Consider the following 16,007-nt stretch of genomic DNA (forward strand, 5'->3'; position numbering starts at 1 on the left):
AGCAAGACATCCGATTTCGGTAGGGTACGACGGAGGGTTCCCATGTCGGTGACCATCAGTGATGTGGCCAAGCAGGCGGGCATGTCCGTATCCACGGTCTCCCAGGCGCTCAACGACACAGGGCGCATCTCCCCACCCACCAAGGACAGGGTCCGCCGGGCTGCCATGGAGCTGGGCTACATCCCCGACAGCCGAGCCCGATCCATGCGATCCTCGCGCTCGCATGCCGTAGGTCTGCTGGTCCCCGATATTCGCAACCCTTATTTCTCCGAGTTGGTCTACGCCGTCCAGGACCAGCTCTACTCGGCAGGCTACGCGCCCCTGATCGGCGTGTCTTCTTGCCAGGCCAGCAGGGAGGAGGACTATTACCGCATCCTTCTGTCTCGGCATATGGATGGTGTTCTGGTCGTGCCTGACGGGCCCACATCGCCCATGCTGCGCACCATGCTGGCAAGGGAATTCCCTGTTGTCTTCGTGGATCGTCCCGACCGGACCCTGCCCGGTGTCCCCCTGGTGGATTCCGACCCGGTGCCCGGCCTGGAGGCAGCCCTGGGCGCTCTGGCGGCGAGGGGATGCAGACGAGTGGCCTTCGTCCCGGGCCCCGAGAGCCGCTCCTATACCTTCCGCGAGCGCGAGCAGGCTTTTCTGGACGGCGTGGATGCCCGTCAGGGGCTGACGGGATTGGTGGTCCGCCAAGGATTCGAGGACCGTCCCCTGGCGGCCGCGACCATGCGCCACCTGCTCGGTCAAGGAGTGGACGCGGTCATCTTCGGTTACTCGGCCGATGCCATCAAGGCCATCGCCATGGAGTGGGACAGCGACCAGCGCTCGCGTGTGCCCCTGGTCTCCTTCGACGACCTGGAGGTTTTTCAACTGATCAGTCCCCAGGTGTCGGTCATCTCCCAGCAGGTGGATCGTATGGGCCGCCAGGGCGTCGACATGCTCCTGTCCATGATCGAGCCGGGGCGGCAAGCTCCGGAGGGCATGAGCGTGGATCGCCGTCTGCGCACCCAAACCCTTTTCGTGCCACGGGGTCTGCTGGCCTAGTGATCTATTGCGTTCATACGCTCTCTTCTTGTCGTTATCGTATGACGTACCTGCCCAGGCATAACTATTGACATCCATCACAAAGGAGTATGAGCAATTATGAAATTTGAACATCTAGGGACAGCTGCAGCTGAAAGAATCCCCGGCATTTTCTGCATGTGTGATCTGTGCAAGCAGGCCAGGCGCATCGGAGGCAGGGAAATTCGTACTCAGTCCCAGGCTTTGGTCGACGATGCACTCCTGCTTGATTTCCCTGGTGATACCTATTGCCACTTTATTAATAACGAGAACTTTGATCTACCGGCAATCACCCAGCTCTTCATCACTCACTGGCATTCTGATCATTTTTACGGTGAGGATCTGGCTTATCGCATGGATTCGTACGCCGATGACAATCCAACCCATATGGATGTCTATGGCTCTGAAGCTGTCCAAGGCTTTTACGAGCGGGCTTTCTTCCTGGAGGAGCATTACGATTATGACAAGTTAACGTATCATGCTCTTCATCCTGGTGACAGTGTCACAGTGACGGCTGGGAATGGCAGGACCTACACGGTATATGCTTTTGAGGCAAAGCATGGCCATCATTTCGGTGATTGTCTCTTCTATGGACTGACAGACGGTCAAGTCGGGCTGCTGTATGCGCATGATACGGCCTGCTTCTATGAATCGACCTGGAAGGATCTGGCCAAAGCTGGGCTAAAATACGACTACGTTTCCTTGGATTGCACCCAAGGGTTGACTGATCTCAGTTCCGACGTCCACATGAACTTTTCTGACAACCTGCGAGTCAGGGACCGCATGGTGAAGATGGGGCTGGCCGATTCGCACACTATGTTCGTGTGCAATCATTTCTCCCATCGCGGCAATGCCAGTTATGAACGTATGCAGGAAGCAGCCGTCAGGGAGGGATTTGTCAGCTCCTACGACGGAATGGTGACGAACATCCAGCCCCCAGCAGTCTAAGCGTTGCGTTTTGCAGGTGGCTATGACCATTTTGGCCAGGGCCGCCTCTCTGTGTCTTCGCATATGAAAGCTGGAGTGGAGGTGACGTATGCGTTGTAGCGAGGTCTAGACAAAAGGAGTACGTGGTACCGGAGTGTCGGGTAGTTGTGTCGTCCCTGTAACTGACCTCTACTGGTCTTTCGGCCATTTGCCGCCCTTGTCCAGACCCCGCTCTTTGTGACTCAGTTCACAAAACACGGGAATAACTAGATGTAGGAAACGAATCATCCTCAGGCACTACATATGGTGGTCACGACGTGATAGAGTGAGTCCTGTCAGCAAAAATGACATCCATGTGATTCGCCGTTCCCAATACGGAATTTGGGAACGCCAAAGCAACTGCACATGAACAACCGTATGAGGAGTGACGATGGATACTGAGGTCATGACCGATAGCGTGAAGGAGCGTGGCATTTCGGATCGCGATGCTGTCGATGGCATTCTGGTCGAGAAGCGCGACGGCCGGATCGTCGATTTTGATCCCGTCAACATCATGAACGCCATCGAAGCCGCCTTCAAGGATGTCAAGCACGAGGTCAGCCCTGAGGATCGCCAGCAGATCCGGGGTATGGCCCTGACCGTCCAGTCCGAGATCACCGACCGCTACACCAACCCGGTCAAGATCGAAGACATCCAGACCTTGGTCGAGCATGCCCTGGTCAATGCCCATCTTTACGAGATTGCGCGCTCCTATACCTCCTATCGACTCGACCGTGACATTCAGCGTGCCAAGGCCACCGATGTCAACGAGGCCGTTCACCGCCTGACCAGCAAGGACGAAACCCTGGTGCGCGAGAACGCCAACAAGGATGCCAACGTCTACGCCACTCAGCGTGATCTGCTGGCTGGCGCGGTCTCCAAGGCATCGGCCTTCGCCATGCTGCCCAAGGATGTCTCCAATGCCCATATGAAGGGCGACATCCACTTCCATGATGCGGACTACTCGCCCTTTACGGCCGAGACCAACTGCTCCCTGCCTGACTTCGGCGACATGCTGGCCCACGGTTTCGAGCTGGGCAACGCCATGATGGACTCGCCCAAGTCCATCGGTACGGCCGCTACGCAGATCACCCAGATCATCAAGGACATCGCCGGCTCCCAGTACGGCGGCCAGACCGTCAATCGCTGCGACGAGATGCTGGACAAGTACGCGCGTCTGGATTACAAGAAGAACTATTCCATGGCTGAGGCCGTCCTGCCGGACGAGGAGCCCATCGACGTGGCCAAGGATGTCGTCCGGGGACTCAAGGCCAGGGAGGCCGATTGGCTCCACCTGGACGATCGTGCCCCTATCGGCGAGGATGCTCCCTTCGATCTGGATGCTCCGCAGATTGTTCGGCTGCGTCAGGTCTATGCCAAAATCCTGACCCGAAAGAACATTTACGATGCCATGCAGACCATGGAGTACCAGATTAACTCCAACCGTGTCTCCAACGGGCAGACCCCCTTCGTCACTGTGGGCTTCGGCCTGGGCACCTCCTGGTTCGCCCGGGAGATCCAGCGGGCCATCTTCCTGATTCGTATCCGCGGACTGGGCAAGGATCGCCACACCGCCATCTTCCCCAAGCTGGTCTTCACCATCAAGCATGGTCTGAATGCAGACGAGGGCGATCCCAACTACGACATGAAGCAGCTGGCCCTGGAGTGCTCGACCAAGCGCATGTACCCTGACGTGGTCTTCTATGAGAACCTGGTCAAGATCACCGGCTCCTTCAAGGCTCCCATGGGTTGCCGCTCCTTCCTGCAGGCCTGGACCAACCCCGAGACGGGCGAGGATGAGGAAGACGGACGCATGAACCTGGGCGTCGTCACCGTCAACATCCCCCGCATCGCTCTGGAGTCCCGCGGCGATAAGGATCGCTTCTGGAAGATCTTCGACCAGCGCATGGAGGTGGCCCACCACGCCCTGCAGTTCCGCATCATGCGCTGCAAGCAGGCCACACCCATCAACGCTCCCACCCTCTACCAGTACGGCGCCTTCGGCAGGCTGAAGCCGACCGACAGCGTGGACACACTCTTCCGCAACAGCCGCGCCACCGTTTCGCTGGGCTACATCGGCCTCTATGAGGCAACCAGTGTCTTCTACGGCAAAGATTGGATGAAGGACCACAGCTGGGATCCGGAAGGCAAGGAGTTCGCCCTGAGCATCGTGCGCCGGATGAACCAGCTTTGCAAGCAGTGGGAGAAGGCCGAGGGATACCACTATTCGGTCTACTCCACTCCGGCCGAGTCGCTGACTGACCGCTTCGCCCGGATGGACAAGGAGAAGTTCGGTGTAGTCGACGGCGTGACGGACCACGACTTCTACACCAACAGCTTCCACTACCCGGTCTGGCTGCGGCCCACGCCCATGGAGAAGCTCAGCTACGAGCGGGACTTCCCCTACCTGGCCTCGGGCGGGTTTATCAACTACTGTGAGTTCCCCTCCATGCAGCAGAACCCCAAGGCCCTTGAGGCGGTCTGGGACTACGCCTACGACATCGGCATCGGTTACCTGGGCACCAACACACCCATCGATCACTGCTTCGTCTGCGGCTACGAGGGCGACTTCGAGCCCACCGAGGACGGCTTCAAGTGCCCCGAATGCGGCAATGACGACCCTGACAAGTGCAACGTGACCAAGCGCACCTGCGGTTACCTAGGCAACCCGGTCCAGCGGCCCATGGTCCACGGTAGGCATGAGGAGATCGCCCACCGCGTCAAGCACATGGAGGGCGAGACCGGCCACGTGGTCCTCAAGGACGGATCCACCAAGGAGTGGTTCGATGACAAGGCCGAATAAGCTCTGACAAGACGCAGTTAATGGCGGGCCGGGTAGTTTGTGGCCCGCCATTGTCATGAGGAGGACCAGATGACGGACAAACAGGGAGCCATGAGAAAGACAGGCAGCCACCGTGACTTCGCTGCTGATGAGCAGGGGCGCGGTCCGGGGGTTCCCTCTGCGCTGACCAACAATCCCAAGGCCGGCCAGTGGGACGGTCGCCGCCTCAGTCGGGGAATCGTGGCGGACTACAAACGTCTGGTCATGACCGACGGCGAGGGGATTCGCTGCTCCCTCTACGTCAGTGGTTGCCCCTTCCGCTGCCAGGGATGCTACAACGCCTCCATCTGGGACTTCGGCGCCGGGCACCCCTACACCCAGCAGCTTGAGGACCAGATCATCAAGGACCTGTCGCTGTCTTATGTGCAGGGCATCACCTACCTGGGCGGGGAGCCTCTGCTCAACACCCCCATGCTGCTTGGCCTTTCGGAACGAATCCGGCGCGAGTTCGGTCATGAGAAGGATATCTGGTGCTGGACCGGCTACACCTGGGAGGAGCTGAACCGGCCGGGGGAGACCCCGGACAAGGCCCAGCTGATCTCCTACCTTGATGTGCTGGTGGACGGACGCTACTTGGAGAACCGGAAGAACAGCCTGCTCCAGTTCCGGGGCTCGGACAACCAGCGGATCATCGACGTGCCACGGTCCTTGGAGCAGGGCCGGGTGGTCATCTGGCCCAAGCTGCATGACCAGACCAGGTTCATTCCGGAGACCTACAGCAAGGACCGGCAGCAAGAGCAGCAGCGAGGCTGATACCGGCTCCTGCCCTGAATTGGTCTACGTCGCCTTGCCGGGGCACAATGGGTGTCATGACTGATGAGCATGATCACGACGCCAAACCCGACCTGCCCAAGGATCTGAGGGTCCGCTTCTGCCCCTCGCCGACCGGCACCCCACATGTAGGCATGGTCCGAACTGCACTCTTCAACTGGGCACAGGCCCGGCACTCGCATGGCACCTTCGTCTTCCGCATCGAAGACACCGATGCCCAGCGTGACAGTGAGGAGAGCTACCAGCAGATCCTGGAGGCCCTCAAGTGGCTGGGTCTGGACTGGGATGAGGGTGTTGAAGTCGGCGGCCCGGACGGCCCCTACCGGCAGTCCGAGCGCGGCGATATTTACCACGATGTGGCCCGGCAGCTGCTAGATGCCGGCTACGCCTACGAGTCCTACTCCACCGCTGAAGAGATCAAGGAGCGCAACCTGGCCGCTGGCCGTCCGGCCGCTTTCGGCTATGACGGCTACGACCGCGACCTGAGTGACGAACAGCGCCAGGCCTTCCGCGATCAGGGTCGCCGTCCTGCCCTGCGCATCCGCATGCCTGACGAGGACATCGCCTTCGACGACCTGATTCGCGGGCATATCGAGTTCAAGGCCGGGTCTGTGCCTGACTATGTGATCGTGCGCCCCAACGGCGATCCCCTTTACACTCTGACAAACCCGGTGGATGATGCCCTGATGCGCATCAATGTGGTTCTGCGCGGCGAGGATCTGCTCAGCTCCACCCCCCGGCAGATCGTCCTCTATCGGTACCTGATGAAGCTGGGCATAGCCCGGGCCATGCCACTGTTCGGACACCTGCCCTACGTCATGGGCCAGGGCAAGAAGAAGCTTTCCAAGCGCGACCCCGAGTCCAACCTCTTCCTGCACCGGGAGCACGGCTTCATTCCCGAAGGGCTGCTCAACTATCTTGCCCTGCTGGGCTGGTCCATCGGCCCCGACCGCGATGTCTTCTCCATGGATGAGATGATTGAGCACTTCGACATCCGCGACGTCAAGGCCAATCCGGCCCACTTTGACATCGACAAGGCTGTGGCCATCAATGCCGAGCACATCCGCATGCTGGAACCGCAGGACTTCCTGAACCGGTCCCTGCCCTACCTCAAGCGTGACGGACTGGTGAGTGCCGAGCACTGGCAGGACTTGAGTGATCGTGAGCAGCGAATTCTGACCGCTGCCGCCCCCCTGGTCCAGCCTCGCGTGCGACTGCTGGGGGAGGTGTCCGGCATGGTGGGCAGCCTGCTCAGCCAGGAGGAGTACCTGGAGCCCGAGCCGGATGCCCGCAAACAGCTCAAGGATTCGGCTGGGCAGGTCCTCGACCTGGCTATTGCCGCCCTGCAGGATGTGCCGGAACAGGACTGGAAGACCAACCACCTGCACGACCTGCTTACTCAGGCACTGGTGGATGAGGGCGGCTATAAGCCCCGTCTGGCCTTCGGCCCGGTTAGGGTGGCGGTCTCGGGAAGGCGGGTCTCGCCGCCCCTGTTCGAGTCCCTGGAAATCCTGGGCAAAAACACAACACTCCGAAGGATGACCAACTTGCGCCAAAACCTCTGAGCGGGTATATTTCTTTTTTGTTGTGCTACTGACCTGCTGAACCGGGTTCGTACGCGGCGAAAAGTGAAGCCCCCGTCGTCTAGCGGTCTAGGACTACGCCCTCTCACGGCGCCAACACCGGTCCAAATCCGGTCGGGGGTACGACATGTGGCAACCGTCCAAGCGATTGTCGCACAGCCAATTGGGGTATGGTGTAATTGGCAACACAGGTGATTCTGGTTCATCCATTCTTGGTTCGAGTCCAGGTACCCCAGCGATAGAGACATAGAGTCCCAAGGAGCGGAACACCGACACGGTGTTCCGCTCTTCATTATTTACGCATTACCATGGATTCCAGGAATGCTTCTGGTTTGCAAAGCGGCGGCCGGCGGTATCCACGAGAGTTGCTCACGGTGTGAGCAAGCAAACAAAAAGAGGAGGCTCGGCAGACTGCTATGTCAGAGTTTCCGATGATGGAATCTGATACTTTGAGCATAGAAGCTTGAGTGATGAACCCAATCATCGGCTGATCGGGCAACATCACCCGGTATATGAATCATTGTACGATTTTTTCGGTAGAGGTGTGTGATTATGACGACAATCATGGTGTTGGGAGCTGGTTATGCGGGTCTTCGCGTGGTCAAGAAGCTGGATCATGCAAAAACTGATGCCCATATAGTCCTGGTCAATCAGAACGAGTACCACTACGAGTCCACCCAGCTGCACCAGGTTGCGGCTGGGACCAAGGAGCCGGCGGATGTGGTCTTCGACCTGCGCAAGTCCCTGCCCGATTCGGTGGAGCTGATCGTCGACAAGGTGGTCGGCATCGATCAGGACAACCGTCGGGTCAGCCTGGAGCATCACGATCCCCTGTCCTATGATTACCTGGTCAACGCCCTGGGCTTCGAGTCCGAGACCTTCGGCATCAAGGGTGCCGATGAATACGGATGGCCGCTCGTTGACGTGGACACCGCTCTGGCGGCACGCAAGAAGCTGGAACAGACGCTGGCCCGATACCAGACCAGCCATGATCCGCTGGATCTGAGCATTGTGGTCTGCGGCGCAGGTTTTACCAGCATCGAATACCTGGGTGAGCTGGTCTACCGGCTGCCTCAGCTCTCAAAGCGTCTGGGCTTCCCCATGGATCAGGTCAAGGTGGACTGCATAGAGGCCTCGCCCAAGATCCTGCCCATGTTCAGCCAGGACCTGGTCGACTGGGCTGTGGATTTCCTGCGCAAGCGCGGAGTCAACTTCCACACCTCGACTCCCATCACCGAGGTCAGGCAGGATGCCGTGGTCTCCAATGACCAGGAGTTCAAGGCCCATACGATCATTTGGACAACGGGTGTGCGTGGCAGCCACGTTATTGCCGATTCCGGGTATAATCAGAAGCGTAACCGTGTAGTGGTCAGGGATGACCTATCGGTCGAGCAGCATCCAGAGGAATTCCTGGTGGGTGATGTCAGTGCCGTTCCCGACCCCCAATCCGGTCGGCTCTACCCAACCACTGCACAGATTTCGATGGCCCAGGCTGATACCGCGGCCGCGAATGTCCTTGCCAGAATGCGGGGGCAGGAGCCCCAGCGGTTCACTTTCCGAAGCCTAGGGACCGTGTGCTCTCTCGGTCCCCATGACGGGGTTGCCGAAATCGACCGAATGGGCACGCTGAAGCTCAAGGGCAAGGTGGTCTCGGTACTGAAGTGGATCGTCAATGAGCGGTCGGTCCTGGAGCTGGCCGACGTGCGTACCATGTTGGAGAGCAACTGAACCAGCGTCTCAATGAACGCAAGGGGCTGGACGACGAGGGAGGAAGAGGACGGACATGATTCAGGTCATGAGAACGCGGCGCATGTTCGTCCCTATTCGACCTCGGATTGGATTGTTCTGGGAGACGACCTCCATCGGCTCTGTATTCATCGAGATCATTGACTACCTCCTGCTCCTCCTCGTTCCGGCGGAAATTATGGCCCACCTTGGCCTCCGCCAGGACTGTGGAGATCCCCGTGCCCGTGCGCGGATCGGCAGGAGCGAGAGGAGAGTGGCATTAGCATGAGTTTTCTACAAGGTTTGTGGTTCTTTGTCATCGGCCTGCTTTTTGCTGGATTCCTTCTGCTTGAAGGGTTCGACTTCGGCGTTGGCATGGCTACCAGGTTCGTGGCCCGCGACGGTGATGAGCGCGCCACATTCATGAGGGCCATTGGTCCTCACTGGGATGGCAACGAGGTCTGGCTGATCACTGCCGGCGGCGCTATGTTCGCCGCTTTCCCGCTCTGGTACGCCTCCCTCTTCTCGGGGTATTACCTCCTGCTCTTCCTGGTGCTGGTCTCTCTGATTCTGCGTGGCGTCTCATTCGAGTTCGCCTCCCACGCACTGACCAGCCGTGAGCGTGGTGTCTGGCAGTGGGCCAACTTCATCGGTTCGCTTTTCGCGCCATTCTTCCTGGGCATGATGTTGACCAGCCTGATCCAGGGCATTCCCATGGATAAGAATGGTGATGCCTGGCCCGGGTTCTTCGACGTGTTCAACTGGCTGTCCGTGGTCGGCGGCATTGCTGTCGTCTTCTTCAGCTTCGTTCATGGTCTGCACTTCCTGAGCCTGAAGCTGGGTGTCATGGATTCCCGCCGGATGCTCAACGTCAGTGAGAAGGCCTACTGGATTGCCTATCCGGCCCTGGTCGTCTTCGTGCTCCTGGCCATCTTCAACACCGACTTCTACAAGGCACGCCCCCTGTCCACCTGGCTGATCACCGTAATCATCCTGGCATCCGTCATCGGAGGCCACGTTGCCGTCTTCAAGAAGCGCGGCGGCTACGCCTTCACCTGCTCGGGCATCACCCTGATGGCCATCATCGCCTTTATCTTCAACGGGCTCTTCCCGCGTGTGATGATCTCCGATGATCCTGCCTACAACCTGCTGATCCAGGATGCCTCGGCTTCACCGCTGACCATGAAGATCATGACCGTGGTGCTGTGCATCTTCCTGCCCATCATGCTGGCCTACTTCATCTGGAGCTATTTCATCCAGCGCAAGCGGCTGGACACCGATGGCGCCCACCTGACCTCGCCTGTGGCCCCTTCGGCCACGGTGGCTGAGACCGTCTGAAAGTTAAAGGAGGCAGGGGGGCAGTGCTGGCAGGACCGGAGCGCATCCGGAGGATAATGCATTGATTGACAAAAATCTCTTCCGTTTCGACGGGATCCGGTTCACCTTGGGCCTGCTGGCTGCCCTGTCCCTGGTCCAGGGAATAGGTGTGGTGGCTCAGGCCTATGGGTTGACCCTGGCTCTGGTGCGTATTTGGCACCTTCAGAACCTGAATGTTCTGGTGGTGCCAGTGCTGATTTTTCTGGCCGCCTATACTTGTCGACAGCTCTGCGACGTGGCCAAGGATCGTATCGCCACCGACCGTGCCGATGCCATCGTGGCTGAGCTGCGGCCCCATATTCAGGACAAGGTCTTTTCACTGGGACCATCAGCTCTGGCTCGGCGTGGCACGGGCTCGGCTGTCACCATGCTGGTGGACGGTCTTGATCAGGTGCGCACCTACGTGCTGACGGTCCTGCCGAAGATGATGGACCTCATCTTCATTCCCCTGATCGTCCTGGTGGTGGTCTGGACCCAGGATGCAGGTTCCGGCCTCATCCTCCTGCTCATGCTGCCCCTGCTTATCTTTTTCATGGTCATCCTGGGCCTGGCAGCCAGGGATCGTTCTAGTCGGCAGTACGCTCAGTTCCGCAAGCTCAACACCAGGTTCATGGATACGGTCCTGGGCCTGCCAACCCTGAAGATGCTGGGCATTGACAAGGAGTACGAGGACGAGATCTATTCGGTCTCGGACCGCTTCCGCAAGAGGACCATGAGCGTTATCAGGGTTGCGATGACCTCCACCTTTGCTCTGGACTTCTTTGCCACCTTGGCTATCGCCATCATGGCCGTCTTCCTGGGCAACAATCTGATCAATGCCAAGGTGGAACTGTTCCCGGCACTCCTTGCCCTGATTCTGGCCCCTGAGTACTTCATGCCCATTCGCCAGTTCGGAGACGACTTCCACGCCACGCTGAACGGTAAGAACGCCTTGGACGACATCGCGGATATGCTGGACCAGCCAGAGCCCAAGCGCTTGGAGGAACTGGACTGGTCCGGGTGGAAGGAAGACAGCCACCTGCGCCTGGAAGGAATCGACTTCGCCTATCCTGGTCCCAAGCCGGTAGAGAGCAATGCCTCAGCCGGGGCGCAGATGGATGCCATGGCCAAGTCCGAGAGTCAAAAGACCAGCAAGAAGAGCCGCAAGCCCAAGGCTTCCAAGGCTTCCAAGGCTCAAGACGGTAACATGCGGCCGGCCTCGGCACAGTCCGATCCCACGGTATCGCAGGGAACCGTAGCCAAAGCCGCTGCAGATTCGCAGCTCAGTGGGTCCGACGGGAGTTCGGAGGAGCAGCCTCTGGCTTTGAGCGGTTTGAACTTCAACCTGCACGGTTTTTCCAAGGTGGCAGTTGTCGGTCGTTCGGGAGCCGGCAAGTCTACGCTGATGAATCTGCTGGCGGGTTTTGACCAGCCCAAGGCAGGCACCATCGACCTGGATGGTCATCAGCTGGAGCACTGCAACGTGGCTGCATGGCAGCGGCACATCAGCTACATTCCCCAGAACCCCTTCATCTTCCACGGCACTGTGGCCGACAACATCCGCTTTTACAACCAAGAGGCGGACGATGCCGCCGTGGCCCGTGCAGCCCATCGGGCTGGACTGACCGCCTGGCTCAAAACATTGCCAGACGGTCTGGGCACCCAAATCGGAGAGGGCAACCGTGGCATCAGCGGCGGTCAGGCCCAGCGAATCGCCTTGGCCAGGGGCATCCTGGATCCTTCACGCGAGATTCTGTTCTTTGACGAGCCCACAGCCCACCTGGACATTGAGACGGAATACGACCTGAAGCAGACTTTGCTGCCCATTATGGACGGGCATCTGGTCGTCCTGGCCACCCACCGGTTGCACTGGCTGGCCAACATGGATTGGGTGATCATGCTGGAGCGTGGGCGAATTGTGGCCCAGGGCGATCCGCATGAGCTGATCGGTCAGGGCGGACCATTGGATGCGCTGATCGATGAGATGGGAGGGAACCAGATTGCCGACTACCAGCAGGACTGAAACCGCCGGAAGAGACGGCATGGGATCGTCGAAGGCCTCCCGCCGCGGCCGCGGTCTGTCGGGCTATATGCATATCTGGCACCGGGACCATTGGTTCTGGCCCTACCTGCGTCAGAACAAGGGGCTGCTTGCCCTGATCTTCTTCCTGGGAACCATCACCTTCGTGTGCGCGGCCGGGCTTATGTTCACCTCGGGCTTCCTGATCAGCAGGTCGGCCCGTCATCCCTTCAATATCTTCGCCGTATACGTGCCGGTAGTTCTGACCAGGGCCTTCGGCATTGGACGGCCCACATTCAAGTATCTGGAACGCATCAAGAGCCATGACTGGGTGCTCCGAGTGGTTTCCAAGCTGCGGGTTCAGCTCTACCGCACCCTCTCGCAGGACGCGGCCTTCCTGAACGAGCATGAGCGCACGGGCACGGTCCTGGGCATGCTTTCGGACGACCTGGACCATCTGGAGAACTTCTACCTGCGCACCATCTTCCCCACGGTTGTGGCCTACATGATGTGGGTGGTGGTCACCATCGCCGTAGGCGTCTTCTCCTGGCTGACCTCGCTCCTGCTTTTCCTGCTTTTCGCCCTGATCCTGATTCTGGTCCCGCTGGTCTCGCTGGCTTATTCAGACGGGCGTTACGACATGGAGAAGGCACGACGTCAGGATCAGTACACTGCAGTGACCGAGAGCTATATGGGCTTGGGGGATTGGGTGATCACCCGCCGTCGGCGGCGCTTCGTGGATACGGCGTCTGGCGACTTCAACGACATCGCCACCGGCCGCAGAGAACAGAAGCGGTTCGAACGTTGGCGCAACTGCGGCATCCAGATGATTTTCGCCCTCATGGTGGTGGCTTTGATTGTTGGGGCGGATCTGCGTATGACCAGCTCCACCTCCATTGCAGACTTCGCGGCAGCCGTGGTCCTGGCGGTTTTCCCCCTGGTCGACTGCTTCATCGTGGTCTCCCAGGCTGTGGCTGAGGTTCCTCTCTACACAGACTCGCTGGACCATCTGAACGATCTGACCGAGCGTGTCGAGTCTCGGCGAATTGAGCCGAGTGCCCAGACCAAGCTGGAGGGGCCGATCAAGTCAATCGTCTTCGATCACGTCAGCTTCTCCTATGGTCCTGATGACCCGCTGCTGCTGGACGACTTCAGCCTGAGGATTGAAGGTGGGCAGCGGGTGGCCCTGCTCGGTCCCAGCGGCGAAGGCAAGACGACTGTCCTTCAGCTGCTCTTAGGCGACCTGCGCCCAACCAGTGGCCGCATCCTGATCAATGGAATACCGGTCGATGCCTTGCAGGATCAGCGTCCTGAGCTTTTCGGCTACCTGAACCAACAGGCATTCCTCTTCAACACCACCATTGCCTCCAATGTGCGTCTGGGTGCCCCTCAGGCCGGTGACGATCAGGTTCGCCAAGCCTTGAAGGCTGTACAGCTGGATCAGGTCGTGGCTGACATGCCCCAAGGAATAGACACGCCGGTTGATGAGGCCGGCGGCCGACTCTCAGGCGGGCAGCGCCAGCGTCTGGCCCTGGCCAGGATCGTGCTCAAGCGCACCCCGATCATCCTTCTGGACGAGCCCACCATCGGTCTGGATCCCATAACCGAGCGGCGGCTCATGGCCATGATCTTCAAGGTCAGCCAGGATCGTACACTTCTTTGGGTGACCCACCACCTTCAGGGGCTGGAGGAGGCCGATCAGGTCATCTTTATGCAGGACGGGCACATCGCCATGCAGGGACGTCCGGTCGATCTGTATCGGGAGAACGCCCGTTTCCGTGAACTTTATCGCATGGATGTCTCGGACGTGGACAAGGGTGCCGGTCAAGGGATATACTCAAAGAAGCAGTCAGATTCAGATGGACGGAACCCTGTTGAATGACCATCAGGCTGTTTCCCGAGCAATGAATTTTGCACGGTTGTCGGGTCGCCGATCTTGTCGGATGGCTTCCCGGCCGGTCACCGTGCGCCGTCAGTTCATGGACTGGGCGGTATGGAAACCGGAGCCCGCGGAAGCGACCAGGTCGCGAAGTCGGGGAGAGCTGAAAGGTTCTTGTAGGCACAAGCCCGGTCATATCTGAATCCGTCCGGATTCGACCCGTGTACCCGCGCCCGACGAACCCTGCAGAGATTGGGAGGAACGATGTTCACTGTATTGGGATTGTCAAGATTCCAGTTCGCCATGACGACGATATTCCACTTCTTCTATGTCCCTATGACCATCGGTCTGGCCCTGGCGGTCGCCATCATGGAGACTATCTATGTGGTGACCAAGAAGGATGTCTACAAGAAGATGACCATGTTCTGGTCCAAGATCTTCCTGCTCTCCTTTGCGGTCGGTGTGGTTACCGGTATCATCCAGGAGTTCCAGTTCGGCATGAACTGGTCCAATTACTCCAGGTTCATGGGTGACATCTTCGGAGCCCCCCTGGCAATCGAGGCCCTGGTGGCATTCTTCCTGGAATCAACTTTCATCGGTGTGTGGATGTTCACCTGGAACCGTTTCAAGCCGGCCGTGCATGCGGTCTTCATCTGGCTGACCTTCCTGGGTTCCTCCATGTCGGCCATCTGGATTCTGGCTGCCAATAGCTTCATGCAGCATCCGGTTGGATTTGAGATCAACCAGGCCACCGGCCATGTTCGGTTGCGCGATTTTGGTGACGTCGTATCCAATCCCCAGCTGTGGATTGAGTTCCCCCACGTCTTCTTCGCCGCTGTCTGCACAGGGGCCTTCGTGGTCATGGGCTGCAGCGCTTTCAGCCTGCTGAGGATGCACATGGGGAACAAGGACCAGGCCGTGGCCGCTGTCGAAGCTGACTCCGAGAAGCAGGCCAAGGTCAACCTGTTCACCAAGTCCATTCGTCTGGCCGCTTTGATTGGGCTTATCGGCTCAATCTGCGTGATCACCTACGGCGATCTGCAGGGCAAGTTCATCGTGACCGATCAGCCTATGAAACTGGCCGCCACCGAGGCCATCTACGAGGACACGGGTGATCCCGCCCCTTGGAATGCCGTGGCTCTGATCAATGAGAAGGACCATAAGATCGAGGGATCCGTCGAGATTCCCGGAGCCATGTCACAGCTGGCTTACGGTAAGAAGACAGGCGCCGTCAAGGGCATGAACACCGTCAACAAGGAGCTGCACGAGAAGTACGACGCCAAGTTTGGCAAGGACATGAACTACTATGTGCCTGTCACCACCCTATTCTGGGTCTTCCGCCTGATGGTCGGAATCGGGTTTGCCTTTGCCTTGATATCAGCATTGGTGCTCTGGTTCACACGTAAGAAGAAGAACACCCTGTTCACCTCGCGTTGGAAGCTCTGGATTATGGGCATCTTCACCTTCGCCCCCTTCGCTGCGACGACCAGTGGCTGGCTGGTGACTGAGCTTGGACGTTATCCATGGCTGGTTTACGGTTATCAGACCATTGCCGATGGGGTTTCGCCCACCAGCACGGTGCCGAACCTGCTCTTCACTTGCATTGTCTACTTCCTGCTCTTCCTGGTTCTGGGCGGAGTCATGGTCTTCTACACCAGGAGGACCCTGCATCAGGGACCCTTCTACAAGCCGGATGACGGCAATGGGCCACAGCCTGCCAAGGTGCATGGCGCACCGGCCCGGGTAGCCTTGGCCTGATGCCCGACTGAGCTTAAACACTTCCTTCCCCTTCGGTAAATC

Annotated in this window: 10 protein-coding genes and 2 tRNA genes; all 12 read left to right on the forward strand. The window is 58.9% G+C overall.

Annotated elements, in window-relative coordinates; translation table 11 throughout:
* Positions 1–42 precede the first annotated feature (42 nt).
* Entirely contained in the window at positions 43–1,047 is a 1,005-nt protein-coding gene (locus H3V09_RS07685; protein ID WP_198191523.1) for a LacI family DNA-binding transcriptional regulator, read from the forward strand.
* Positions 1,048–1,146: 99 nt separating this feature from the next.
* Entirely contained in the window at positions 1,147–2,013 is an 867-nt protein-coding gene (locus H3V09_RS07690; RefSeq protein ID WP_198191522.1) for an MBL fold metallo-hydrolase, read from the forward strand.
* A 424-nt stretch (positions 2,014–2,437) separates the two neighbouring features.
* A complete protein-coding gene (gene nrdD, locus H3V09_RS07695; protein ID WP_046323629.1) occupies positions 2,438–4,834 on the forward strand; it encodes an anaerobic ribonucleoside-triphosphate reductase in 2,397 nt (798 codons plus the stop codon).
* Between the two features lie 69 nt (positions 4,835–4,903).
* Positions 4,904–5,626, forward strand: coding sequence for an anaerobic ribonucleoside-triphosphate reductase activating protein (gene nrdG / locus H3V09_RS07700; protein ID WP_144178122.1), 723 nt, complete (start codon positions 4,904–4,906; stop codon positions 5,624–5,626).
* A 56-nt stretch (positions 5,627–5,682) separates the two neighbouring features.
* Positions 5,683–7,209, forward strand: coding sequence for a glutamate--tRNA ligase (gene gltX, locus H3V09_RS07705; protein ID WP_121912613.1), 1,527 nt, complete (start codon positions 5,683–5,685; stop codon positions 7,207–7,209).
* Between the two features lie 68 nt (positions 7,210–7,277).
* Positions 7,278–7,350 (forward strand) — tRNA-Glu (locus H3V09_RS07710).
* Positions 7,351–7,391: 41 nt separating this feature from the next.
* Positions 7,392–7,463: transfer RNA gene (locus tag H3V09_RS07715), tRNA-Gln, on the forward strand.
* A 316-nt stretch (positions 7,464–7,779) separates the two neighbouring features.
* Positions 7,780–8,955: an NAD(P)/FAD-dependent oxidoreductase gene (locus tag H3V09_RS07720; protein ID WP_198191521.1), complete on the forward strand. Its 1,176-nt coding sequence runs from the start codon at positions 7,780–7,782 to the stop codon at positions 8,953–8,955.
* Positions 8,956–9,237: 282 nt separating this feature from the next.
* On the forward strand, positions 9,238–10,290 hold the full coding sequence (gene cydB, locus H3V09_RS07725; RefSeq protein WP_198191520.1) for a cytochrome d ubiquinol oxidase subunit II: 1,053 nt from the start codon (positions 9,238–9,240) through the stop codon (positions 10,288–10,290).
* 61 nt (positions 10,291–10,351) lie between these two features.
* Entirely contained in the window at positions 10,352–12,331 is a 1,980-nt protein-coding gene (locus tag H3V09_RS07730) for an ATP-binding cassette domain-containing protein (RefSeq protein ID WP_232339508.1), read from the forward strand.
* 19 nt (positions 12,332–12,350) lie between these two features.
* Positions 12,351–14,210: a thiol reductant ABC exporter subunit CydC gene (cydC, locus tag H3V09_RS07735; RefSeq protein WP_198191519.1), complete on the forward strand. Its 1,860-nt coding sequence runs from the start codon at positions 12,351–12,353 to the stop codon at positions 14,208–14,210.
* A 261-nt stretch (positions 14,211–14,471) separates the two neighbouring features.
* Positions 14,472–15,965, forward strand: coding sequence for a cytochrome ubiquinol oxidase subunit I (locus H3V09_RS07740; protein WP_198191518.1), 1,494 nt, complete (start codon positions 14,472–14,474; stop codon positions 15,963–15,965).
* Positions 15,966–16,007 lie beyond the last annotated feature (42 nt).

It is taken from the genome of Bifidobacterium sp. M0399, assembly GCF_016100595.1.
GTDB lineage: Bacteria > Actinomycetota > Actinomycetes > Actinomycetales > Bifidobacteriaceae > Bombiscardovia > Bombiscardovia polysaccharolytica.

Bases quoted from the DNA above. Each gene is read 5' to 3' on its own strand.
- nrdD (WP_046323629.1), top strand. From the start codon at position 2,438: ATGACCGATAGCGTGAAGGAGCGTGGCATTTCGGATCGCGATGCTGTC.
- H3V09_RS07685 (WP_198191523.1), top strand. From the start codon at position 43: ATGTCGGTGACCATCAGTGATGTGGCCAAGCAGGCGGGCATGTCCGTA.
- nrdG (WP_144178122.1), top strand. From the start codon at position 4,904: ATGACGGACAAACAGGGAGCCATGAGAAAGACAGGCAGCCACCGTGAC.
- H3V09_RS07740 (WP_198191518.1), top strand. From the start codon at position 14,472: ATGTTCACTGTATTGGGATTGTCAAGATTCCAGTTCGCCATGACGACG.
- cydC (WP_198191519.1), top strand. From the start codon at position 12,351: ATGGGATCGTCGAAGGCCTCCCGCCGCGGCCGCGGTCTGTCGGGCTAT.
- H3V09_RS07690 (WP_198191522.1), top strand. From the start codon at position 1,147: ATGAAATTTGAACATCTAGGGACAGCTGCAGCTGAAAGAATCCCCGGC.
- gltX (WP_121912613.1), top strand. From the start codon at position 5,683: ATGACTGATGAGCATGATCACGACGCCAAACCCGACCTGCCCAAGGAT.
- cydB (WP_198191520.1), top strand. From the start codon at position 9,238: ATGAGTTTTCTACAAGGTTTGTGGTTCTTTGTCATCGGCCTGCTTTTT.
- H3V09_RS07720 (WP_198191521.1), top strand. From the start codon at position 7,780: ATGACGACAATCATGGTGTTGGGAGCTGGTTATGCGGGTCTTCGCGTG.